9 protein-coding genes are annotated in these 11,497 nt (G+C 41.0%); all 9 read right to left on the bottom strand.

Translation table 11 applies throughout. The features are described 5' to 3' along the window. Positions 1-13: 13 nt before the first annotated feature. The gene (gene accA, locus MUS1_RS09585) at positions 14-961 is read right to left on the bottom strand and encodes an acetyl-CoA carboxylase carboxyl transferase subunit alpha (protein ID WP_036161850.1); all 948 of its coding nucleotides are present in this window, start codon (positions 959-961) and stop codon (positions 14-16) included. A gap of 117 nt (positions 962-1,078) precedes the next feature. Next, positions 1,079-4,558 carry a DNA polymerase III subunit alpha gene (dnaE, locus tag MUS1_RS09580; protein ID WP_036161848.1) on the bottom strand — a complete coding sequence of 1,160 codons (3,480 nt, stop codon included), beginning with the start codon at positions 4,556-4,558 and terminating at the stop codon, positions 1,079-1,081. A gap of 4 nt (positions 4,559-4,562) precedes the next feature. Then, complete coding sequence (rnhB, locus tag MUS1_RS09575) at positions 4,563-5,162, bottom strand: ribonuclease HII (protein ID WP_036161847.1); 600 nt, start codon at positions 5,160-5,162, stop codon at positions 4,563-4,565. Then, positions 5,162-6,319, bottom strand: coding sequence for a lipid-A-disaccharide synthase (lpxB, locus tag MUS1_RS09570; RefSeq protein WP_036161845.1), 1,158 nt, complete (start codon positions 6,317-6,319; stop codon positions 5,162-5,164). Before lpxB ends, rnhB begins: the two co-directional genes overlap by 1 nt. A 77-nt stretch (positions 6,320-6,396) precedes the next feature. Next, on the bottom strand, positions 6,397-7,173 hold the full coding sequence (lpxA, locus tag MUS1_RS09565; RefSeq protein WP_036161843.1) for an acyl-ACP--UDP-N-acetylglucosamine O-acyltransferase: 777 nt from the start codon (positions 7,171-7,173) through the stop codon (positions 6,397-6,399). A 7-nt stretch (positions 7,174-7,180) separates the two neighbouring features. Further along, positions 7,181-7,612, bottom strand: coding sequence for a 3-hydroxyacyl-ACP dehydratase FabZ (gene fabZ, locus MUS1_RS09560; protein ID WP_036161839.1), 432 nt, complete (start codon positions 7,610-7,612; stop codon positions 7,181-7,183). Further along, entirely contained in the window at positions 7,609-8,649 is a 1,041-nt protein-coding gene (lpxD, locus tag MUS1_RS09555) for a UDP-3-O-(3-hydroxymyristoyl)glucosamine N-acyltransferase (RefSeq protein WP_036161836.1), read from the bottom strand. The genes fabZ and lpxD overlap by 4 nt, the downstream gene beginning before the upstream one ends. A gap of 3 nt (positions 8,650-8,652) precedes the next feature. Beyond that, positions 8,653-9,147: an OmpH/Skp family outer membrane protein gene (locus MUS1_RS09550; RefSeq protein WP_036161835.1), complete on the bottom strand. Its 495-nt coding sequence runs from the start codon at positions 9,145-9,147 to the stop codon at positions 8,653-8,655. Between the two features lie 30 nt (positions 9,148-9,177). Next, the gene (bamA, locus tag MUS1_RS09545) at positions 9,178-11,487 is read right to left on the bottom strand and encodes an outer membrane protein assembly factor BamA (RefSeq protein ID WP_036161834.1); all 2,310 of its coding nucleotides are present in this window, start codon (positions 11,485-11,487) and stop codon (positions 9,178-9,180) included. Between the last annotated feature and the right edge of the window lie 10 nt (positions 11,488-11,497).

Here is an 11,497-nt window from a genome sequence, read left to right as displayed (position 1 = left end):
GAATCTCAAAAAACTATAAACCGTATGACATCAAACGATTATAACGACGAGCCAACAACTCTTCTGTCGTCAATGCTTCCATTCGATCCAATGCAGCTAAAATATTTTGTTTTAGGCTTTGTGCAATCTGTTCATGAGCAATGTGAGCACCACCTAATGGCTCAGGAACAATCGTATCCACAAGCCCAAGCTCTTGAAGGCGCTGTGCCGTAATACCCATTGCTTTAGCAGCATCAGACGCACGGTCTGCACTCTTCCAAAGAATAGAAGCACAACCTTCAGGAGAAATAACAGAGTATGTGCCGTATTGAAGCATCATCAATTCATCACAAACACCGATAGCGAGTGCACCACCAGAACCGCCCTCACCAATTACAGTAGAGATAATCGGCGTTTTAAGACGAGACATAACCGCTAGGTTAAAAGCAATCGCTTCACTTTGTCCACGCTCTTCAGCGCCAACACCAGGATAAGCCCCAGGTGTATCAATCAAAGTAACAATAGGCATATTAAAACGTTCTGCCGTTTCCATTAAGCGTAGCGCTTTACGGTAACCTTCTGGACGTGGCATACCAAAATTGCGAAGTACTTTTTCTTTTACTTCACGACCTTTTTGATGACCAATAACCATAACCGGACGGCCGTCTAAACGAGCAATACCGCCAACAATTGCACGATCATCAGCATAATGACGATCACCATGCATCTCTTCAAAATCTGTAAAAGCGTGTTTTATATAGTCAAGTGTATACGGACGTTTTGGGTGACGCGCTAATTGAGATACTTCCCACGCCCCTAAATTGCTAAATAGACTTTTAGTAAGCGCTACTTTCTTGTCTTCAAGACGACTGATTTCATCACCGATGTTCAGTTCGTTATCATTACCGACTAAGCGTAACTCTTCAATTTTCTGTTCAAGCTCAGCAATCGGCTGTTCAAAAGGGAGATAATCTAAATTCATGTTTAATTACACTACTGTTTGGTTGCCATCAAATTCAAAAACAAAAAGCGATCTGCTATTTGTTCTATGTAAGTGCGTCGCGACGCCACATTCCGTTGCACGGACTAGTAAATAAGATTAATTATACACTAACTGAACATTTTGTTTACCGTATTGTTTCTGAAGTTGGTGAATTAATTCGTCATCCGGACGAACTTTCCAATCATTCCCTAAACGAATATCACCACATGCTTGTGGTGTATCAAACCCAATAACCACATCACAGCCATCACCGCGATATGAAGCCATATGGCCAGCTAAGGTTTGAATATCTGTTGGAGTCACTGTCTCAGAAGTCCAAGTAATTCGTAATGCTTCTACATAACGAATTCGAGCTTGCGCAATATCTAGAATATTCCGAGCAATAACTTTTTGTCCACCACGGAACTCATCAACCGTAATCTCACCTTCCACAACAACAACTTCATCTTTAACAATGACGTCTTTAAAGCTGTCATAATTATCAGGAAATACGGTTACTTCGATACGAGCAGAACGATCGTCTAAGGTAACGAAAGCAATGTTACCACCTTTTTTACTTTTGGTAATACGCAAGTCAACAATCAACCCAGCCATGATTTGCGTATCACCACGCTTGGGTTGTAAATCAACTATTTTAGAACGAACAAAGCGACGAATCTCTTTCTCATATTCATCGATTGGATGGCCCGTTACGTATAAACCTAATGTATCCTTTTCACCATCGAGTCGTTGGCGTGGCGGCCATTCGTGCTGTATCCCTACTTCTTTGTAAGCATCTTCCGTATTTTCTTCCACAGCAATACCAAACAGATCCATCATACCTGCATCTTGGTTCTTAGCATCCTGCACGGCACGCTTTAGAGCCTCATCAATACAAGCAAACAAAGTGGCACGATTTGGTCCAATCGTGTCAAAAGCACCTGAACGAACGAGCGCTTCCATTACACGCTTATTGACTCGTCGACCAACACGCTGACAAAAATCAAAAATATGCTCAAACGGGCCATCTTTTCGAGCTTCGACAATGGCCTCAATTGGGCCTTCACCAACCCCTTTGATGGCGCCCAAACCATAAACGATAGCGCCCTTTGGGTTTACCGTGAATTTGAAAACCGATTCATTTACATTTGGTAGCTCTAACACTATTTTCATTGAACGACATTCTTCAATGAAAATAACGATTTTATCCGTATTCTGCATATCAGCAGATAATACCGCCGCCATGAAAGGCGCTGGATAGTGATTTTTTAACCAAGCAGTTTGATAAGAAACCAGTGCATATGCTGCCGAGTGAGATTTGTTAAAACCGTAACCTGCAAACTTCTCCATCAAGTCAAAGATGTTACCTGACAGATCCTTATCAACATTATTTTTCAGGGCACCTTCCATGAAGATTAAGCGCTGCTCCGCCATAACCTCCGCTTTCTTTTTACCCATAGCTCGACGTAATAAATCCGCACCACCAAGAGAAAACTTAGCCAATACCTGAGCAATCTGCATTACTTGTTCTTGATACAAGATGATACCGTAAGTAGGCTCCAAAACTGGAATCAAATCATTATGTTGATAATCAGAATGAGGGAAAGCCAACTCGGCACGACCGTGCTTACGGTTGATAAAGTCATCCACCATGCCTGAGCCTAATGGCCCGGGACGATACAAGGCAACCAAGGCGATAATATCTTCAAAACGAGATGGCAAAAGCTTCTTAATCAACTCTTTCATACCACGGGATTCCAGCTGGAATACCGCAGTGGTTTCTGCTCGTTTCAATAAATCGTAGGTTGATTTGTCTTCAAGATCAATAAGAGTGATATCTAAAGGTGGCTTGCCTTCTAATGCATTGATGGTATCAATGTTTTTTACCGCCCAATCAACCACTGTCAGCGTTTTCAAACCTAAGAAGTCAAATTTAACAAGACCCGCTTCTTCCACATCGTTTTTATCATATTGAGTAACAAGGCCAGAACCATCTTCTTCACAATATAAAGGCGCAAAATCAATTAGTTTAGTTGGCGCGATAACCACGCCACCAGCGTGCTTACCAAAGTTACGAACCACACCTTCAAGAGATATCGCCATCTCCATAACTTCTGCAGCATCTTCATCACCCGCCAAAAATTCAGGCAATGCAGGCTCTTCCTCTAACGCTTTTTTCAGAGTCATGCCAATTTCGAAAGGAATCAATTTAGATAATTTATCACCTAAGCTATAAGGCTTACCCTGAACACGAGCAACATCTCGCACTACGGCTTTTGCCGCCATCGCACCAAAAGTAATAATCTGAGACACAGCGTCTCGACCATAAGTACGAGATACATAATCAATAACTTTGTCACGATTCTCCATGCAAAAATCGATATCAAAATCGGGCATGGAAACACGCTCTGGATTCAAGAATCGTTCGAACAGGAGATCATATTCTAATGGATCAAGATCAGTAATTTTCAGCGCATAGGCTACCAGTGATCCAGCACCAGAACCTCGGCCAGGCCCTACGGGGATTCCGTTATCTTTCGACCACTTAATAAAGTCCATCACGATTAAGAAGTAACCAGGAAAGCCCATCTGATTGATAATGGTTAATTCAAAATCCAGACGATCCCAATATTCTTGACGACGCTTTTCAATACGTTCACCGTATTTTTTAGTCAAGAAATCAAAACGTTCTTTTAAACCATCAAAAGACAGTTTGTTAAAGAATTCTTCCATGGTCATGCCTTCCGGCACAGGGTAATCAGGTAAAAAATATTCGCCTAGTAAGACATCGACACTGCAACGCTTAGCTATTTCTACTGTATTCTCAAGCGCCTCAGGAATATCTTCAAATAGAGCAGCCATCTCATCGGCCGTTTTAAAATATTGCTCTTCTGAATAGCGGCGCTTACGACGAGGGTCATCTAGAGTGACGCCATCATGAATACAAACACGTGCTTCATGAGCCTCAAAGTTCTCACGTTTCAAAAAGCGAACATCATTTGTCGCAACAACAGGACAATCTAATTCTGCCGCCAATGACACTACAGCATGTATATAATCTTCTTCACCCGGACGACTAGTGCGTTGCAGTTCAATATAAAAACGATCTGGAAAAATCGACATCCAATGCGCCAAACGGCTTTTGGCTTGGTCATGATTACCTTTTTGTAACAATATGCCAATATCACCAAACCCAGCACCTGACAATGCAATAATGTCGTCACTACTTTCCTCTATCCATTCTTTTTGGATAATAGGCCGGCCTTCCACTTGACCCAACTGGTAGCCTTTAGAGATGATTTTAATAATATTCTTGTAGCCTTGGTTCGATGTTGCCAACAAGGTAAATCGATAACGAGAGCCAACCCCTTCATCATCATCAGCAATCACCACATCGGCGCCACAAATCGGTTTAATCCCTTTATCCATTGCGCCTTTATAAAAGCGCACAAAACCACAAAGATTATTTTCATCTGTAATAGCGACCGCCGGCATAGACATCAGCTCTGTCGTGCCAAGCAAACCTTTAATTTTCACCAAGCCATCAACCAAGGAAAACTCAGTATGAACTCGTAAATGTATAAACGGTGTGGACAAAATACTATCCCTCTAAAATCTTTTTAACTGGGCCAAAACTACGGCGATGAATTGGTGTAATGCCATGTAGTCGAAGAGCTGCAAGGTGCTGCGCTGTAGGGTAACCTTTATGTTTTTCAAAACCATATTCTGGGTATATTTTTGACACTTTTACGATATCTCTATCGCGAGTCACTTTTGCCAGTATAGACGCTGCTGAAATAGCGGCTTGTCTCGAATCCCCTTTTACAACTGCCTCAGCAGGACAAGGTAAATTCAATGGTATACGATTGCCATCTACCAAAACGTGCTCAGGAACGACCGACAACAAACTAACAGCACGAGACATGGCGAGCATACTCGCATGCAATATATTTATTTCGTCTATCTCTTCTATTGAAGCACTCGCGATACCAAAGGCCAAAGCCTTCTCTTGTATCTCAATAAATAAAGCTTCGCGTTTTTTTTCACTCAGTTTTTTGGAATCAGCAAGCCCAGCGATTGGACGATTTGGATCAAGAATCACAGCCGCAGCAACAACTTCTCCCGCCAACGGCCCTCTTCCTGCTTCATCGGTACCGGCAATTAAGTCACCAAAATACATTTGACTAACAAAAGGTTCCACTACTTACTCTTTTTTTCAAGCATAGAAAGAATGGCTTGTGCGGCTTGCTCACCGGCATTTTTACGCAACATCTTATGCAGATTGAGGTACTTATCCTGTATCGTTTTATCTGCAACGAAGGACTTCCAAGTCTGTAATAGACTATTTGATAAGTTTTCGGGTGTAGCTTGATCTTGTAATAATTCTGGCACTAATGGTTCATTTGCCAATAAATTTGGTAACGAAACATAAGGTACTTTTATCATTCTGGACATAATAAAATAGGTAAGTTTGTTAACTCGATAAGACACCACCATAGGCCGTTTTACTAACATAGCCTCCAGCGCCGCCGTACCTGAAGCGAGCAAAATAGCATCAGACGCTGCCATTACTGTACGCGACTGACCATCGATAAGAATTGCCTCTGCATTGGCTTCTTTTAAAATAGCGTCTATTTGAATACGCCTCTCAACATTTGCCGCTGGCATAATAAACGTTGCATCGGGTTCTTTTTGTTTAATGAGCTTGATTGTCTCAACAAACAAAGGTGCAAGGCGTGAAACCTCACCCTCTCTGGAACCAGGTAAAATACCAAACACAGGACCCTTAATTGCATTTAAACCAAGTGCCGCTCTAGCATCAGCAACGTCACTGTTTAATGGGATATCATCTGCCAAAGTATGTCCGACGCAAACCACTGGAATATTATGCTCATGGTAAATAGGCAGCTCAAACGGGAAAAGAGCCAGCATCAAATCCACAGATTTCTTGATATTAAAGATACGTTTTTGACGCCACGCCCAAACAGAAGGACTAACATAATGGACAGTAGGGATTCCGGCTTGCTTTAGTTTTCTAGCAAGCGGCATATTAAAATCTGGAGAGTCAATACCAATAAATGCCGTTGGAGGGTTGTTTAAGCATGACTGATATAAACGCTTACGGATACCCAACAACTCTCTTAAGCGGCCAAGTACTTCAACCAGCCCCATGACAGAAAGCCTGTCCATTGGCACAATACTATTAAAGCCCTGCGCCTGCATTAATGGACCGCCAATCCCTTCAAACACAGCGTCTGGTTGTAATGTTTTTAAGTGAGCAATTAGATTAGCGCCCAAAATATCACCTGAGGCTTCACCAGCCACTAACACATAACGTGCTGTAGACATCACTTCCATTTACACAACCCCTAGCTTTTATTTTTCACTAATAAAAAACCCCGAATAATCCGGGGTTTTCTTTCAAAACATGGTTTTTATCGGACTATGCCACGTTTTGATTGCCTAATTGATAAAACAAAATCAGCCACTTCAGCAATATGAAAGCTATCGCCACTTTCAAGCTGTGTTAATGCAGATTCAAGTGTCAGACCTTTCAGATAAACCGTTTTATAGGCTGTACGTAAAGCTCGAATAATATCGGCTGGAACACCTCTACGACGCATGCCTTCAAAATTCATTCCATGCGCTTTAGCTGGATTACCAGAAACCATAACAAATCTAGGAACATCTTTTGACACCATAGAGCCCATGCCACACATACTGTAAGAATGCACCTGACAAAATTGATGCACACCAGTGTAACCACCAAGAATCGCATTATCCCCAACAACTACATGGCCAGCTAAAGCTGCAAAATTAGCCATTATATTGTTGTCGCCCACAATACAATCATGGCCCACATGCGTACTCGCCATAAACAAGTTATGACTGCCAATTTGGGTGATACCTTTATCCTGAATCGTGCCACGATGTATAGTGGCACTTTCACGAATAACATTGCCATCACCGATAATTAACTGAGTTGGCTCGCCTCTGTATTTTTTATCTTGGTTTGCTTCTCCGACTGAAGCAAACTGATAAATTTCATTATTACACCCAATTGTCGTATGGCCATTAATAACGACGTGCGACTTAATAACACTCCCAGCACCAATTTTCACATCTGGCCCAATCACACAAAAAGGACCGATCTCCACGTTGGAGTCAATTTCTGCTTTTGAATCAATTAATGTCGTTGGATGTATAGCCACTATAATCTTACCTGTCTGCACACATAATTGTAGATGAACACACTAACTCACCGTCAACGGATGCTTTGCATTCAAATTTCCAAATTCCACGTTTTACCGCAATGATTTTTGCTTCTAACTGTAAACGGTCACCCGGTACAACTGGACGCTTAAAACGTGTTTTATCGGAGCCAACAAAGTAATACATTGAACCATCTTCTGGTGTTTTATCCATGGTTTTAAAACCTAGGACGCCAGCAGCTTGAGCCATAGCTTCAATAATTAACACACCTGGCATTACTGGATCATCAGGGAAATGACCGTTAAAAAAAGGTTCGTTCACCGTAACATTTTTATAGGCAACAATGGACTCATTTAAATTTATTTCAACGACACGATCCACCAACAAAAAAGGATACCTATGAGGTAGGTATCGGCGAATTTCTTTTACGTCCATCATTTATTATCAACCTTCTCTAAAAACTTATTAACTTGTTTTTTTAATTGTGAAAACTGCTTCGCCATTTCGTCTATTCGTCTGACTCTAGCAACCGTTCGACGCCATTTAGCCGTTGGCTCCATTCCCATACCCGAAGAGTAAGATCCCTCTTCTTCAATAGAATTGCTTATCATACTCATACCAGTGACATGAACTCGATCGCGAATCGTTAAATGACCCGCAATACAAACCCCGCCAGAAATAGTACAAAAAGAACCAATCTTTGTACTACCTGCAATCGCGGTACTTGCTGCAATCGCGGTATTATCGCCAATTACAACGTTATGAGCAATTTGAACTTGGTTATCTATTTTAACACCATGCCCAATTTGGGTATTTTCTATCGCACCACGATCAATTGTTGTACTCGCACCAATCTCAACATGATTACCAATAGCAACTGAGCCAAGTTGATTAATTTTCTCCCAACCATCTTGTGTAGGAGCAAAGCCAAAACCATCTGCACCAATCACTGCACCACTATGTAAGATACACGCTTCACCAATCACAACATCATGATAAAGCGTAACATTAGGATATAATCGTGAATTTTTACCTACGACTGAACCTCGACTAATAACGCAACCCGCACCGATGACACAATCGTCTCCGATAGTAACACCATCATCAATGACAGTATTTGGACCAATAATTACATCTACACCAATTACTGCATTATTAGCAATGACAGCACTAGGATGAATACCAGACCAACCCTGTGTTGTCGGTACAAATAAATTAGATAACTTTGCAAACGCTAGATAAGGATTTGACACTACAATAGCATTATCAACCAGCTGCGCTAATTCTTCCGTTTTCACAAGAACAGCACCTGCTGACGTAGAAGCAAGTTGACTGCGGTATTTAGGATTGGCTAAAAAACTCAGTTCATTTTGAACAGCATTTCCCAACGTGCCTAGCTTTTCAATAACGAGACCCGCATTCCCTTTAACAGTGCCTTGTACTTCCGCAGCTAATTGCCCTAGCGTATAGCTCATAGATTAGTTGTCCTTATTAATACGTGCTACAAGTTCGTTAGTAATATCCGCATCAGCATTTGCATATAAACTCACTTGTCTATTCAATACTAAATCCAATTTACGTTCTTCGATTAACGCTTTCAATGCAGCCTCACCTTGTGGAGTAAGAGATTGAATCAATTGTTGCTCTAGCTCTTTAGCTTGACGCTGCATAGCTGCCCCCATAGAACGCACTTTATTTTGTTGTTCAGCCAATACTTTGCGACGTGCATTAAATTCGCCCTCAGACAAAGTTAACTCTTCGCGCTTTAATTTTTCTGCTGACGCTTCAAGCTCTTCTTGCTCTTGTTTCAAGCGAGCATCCATTTCGGCCACTTTCTGCTTTGGCTCTTTTGCCGCTTCTTGACCAATATTACTTTGCAAAAGTGCAGCCCTAAAATCGATAACAGCGACCTCTGTTGCATGCACACTACTTATTAAGCATAGAGTAAAAACAGCCATTATAATTTTTTTCATTTTCAAACCTCTCGAATATCGTTTTCTGAATTAAAAAGTCGTTCCCAACTGGAATTGGAAGAAATCAGTATCATCGCCATCATCCGCATTCAATGCCTTAGCAAAATTAAATGAAAGAGGCGCAATAGGTGTAATCCACGTCCAGCTTAAACCAACGCTATAACGAATTTCGGATGGATCCACACCAGTTTCACATGCTGTGCTAGTAGATAAACAATTATCTGTAAACACATTACCCGCATCAAAAAACAACGCAGTTCTCACTGACTTATGATCATCCACCATAGGCAAAGGGAAGACCAACTCAGCAGTACCTACCATCAGTATATTTCCACCCATAGCATCACTATCAGTGGATGAACTATAAGTTTTTTGAGGCCCTAAAGAAGATGAACCATAGCCTCGAACAGAGCCCACACCACCAGCATAATAGTTTTCATAAAAAGGCAGTATCTCAGAATCTCCATATCCATTACCGTAGCCAAATCGACCTTTCATATGGAACAACCAAGTATTAGAGCCACTGATGTTCCAATATTTTTCCGAAGTTAAACCTACTTTATAATAGGTTTGGTCACTACCCGGCGTCGCAACTTGCAGGTTCAAATTCGTTGAATAACCGCTAGTTGGCAGCACACCGCCTATTAAGTCTTGATCGCTCCACGAAATAGAGGCAATTAAATCATCAAAATTATTGCCATATGTATTAATAAAATTTTGAGACTCATAAGACGAGTCACTGCTTAAATCAATACTTGTTTCCTGCACCGTAACGCCGAATGTTAAACGTTGCGAATCAGAAATAGGATAACCATAAGTAAGGCCGGCTCCAACTTTATCTATTTGGTAGTCTTCGATATCTTCGTCATCATAATTACTTTTTTCATAGTACACCCTTGCCCCTCGGCTAACCCCATCAACAGTAAAATAAGGGTTCGTATAATGGATTGAGTATTTAGAGTATTCCTCTGACTGAGAAGCGCTGAAGCCTAATTTATTACCCGTCCCCATGAAGTTAGATTTGGATATACCAAAACCATAAATCAAACCATCGCCATCTGAATAGCCAATACTCGCTTGAATACTGCCAGATGCCTGTTCTTGAACCGCCACATCAATATCCACTTGATCTGTCGTTCCAGCGACTGGACGAGTTTTAAGATTAACACTACCAAAGAAACCTAATCGTTCTATACGACGCTTAGAAGACTGAATTTTAGAGTGCTGCGCTAACGCACCTTCAAATTGCGTCATTTCACGACGCAATACCTCATCTTTAGTTTCACTATTACCGCTAAACGTAATACGGCGAACATAAACTTTCGAGCCGGGTGTTATTTGATAGCTAAGGTTAACGGTATGATCATCAAGCTTCTCTGGGATAACATTCACTCTTGCAAATAAATAACCATCATCACCTAACTCTGTAGAAATACCAGAGATGATTTTTGTCACTTCACTACGAGAAAAGACATCTCCTTCTTTCTGAGTAATTTGTTTCCAAACTCTATCCTCAGAAATAGGCAAACTGCCGCTTAAAGAAAGTTGATTAACAAAATAAGGTTTCCCTTCATTGACATTAATAACGACATAAACATCGCGTTTATCATATGACAAACTCACTTGACTAGAAGTAACTTCAAAATCCAAATAACCTTTATCTAAATAAAAGCTTGTTAATATATTAATATCGCCTTCTATTTTTGCTTTAGCGTATTCATCTGCGGAGCTGAAGGGGTTCCAATAACCCGTCTCTCTAGACTGAAAGTCTTCAGTGAGCTCTTCTTCATCAAAATCGTTATTACCAACAATATTAATATGAACTATTTTAGCCGTGTCGCCTTCATCAATATTAATCACGATCCCTGTACGGTTACGAGGCATTTCCTCAACAGAAATATCGACTTTGGCACCATAACGCCCAAGAGCGTAATACTGCCTCTGAAGTTCTTGAGCAATTTGATTCAATGTTTCTGGTTTATATATTTCACCGATTTCCAAACCAGATAAATTCAAGCCTCGCATTAAATCTTCTGTTTGAATTAGATCATTTCCCTCTATCGTTAAATTACCTATAGAAGGACGCTCCTCAACATCAAAAACTAATACACTATCCTCTTCATAAACCTCAATATCACTGAAGTACCCGGTATTAAAAAGAGACGTAATGGCTTGGTATACTTTGTCAGAATCGTAAGGCTCCCCTTTATCAAAACCAATCACATCAAATGCTCTTGCTGACGGCATCTGAACCAAACCATCAACCCGAACATCATTTATCGAGTCTGCAGAACTCTGCACGCTTATTAAAGCCAACAATACAGCTGAAACAACTTTCACACATACCTCT

Source organism: Marinomonas ushuaiensis DSM 15871 (assembly GCF_000521805.1).
GTDB classification, from domain to species: Bacteria; Pseudomonadota; Gammaproteobacteria; order Pseudomonadales; family Marinomonadaceae; genus Marinomonas; species Marinomonas ushuaiensis.
The sequence above is the reverse complement of the archived record's forward strand: the minus strand, read 5'-3'. Positions and strand labels throughout refer to the sequence as shown.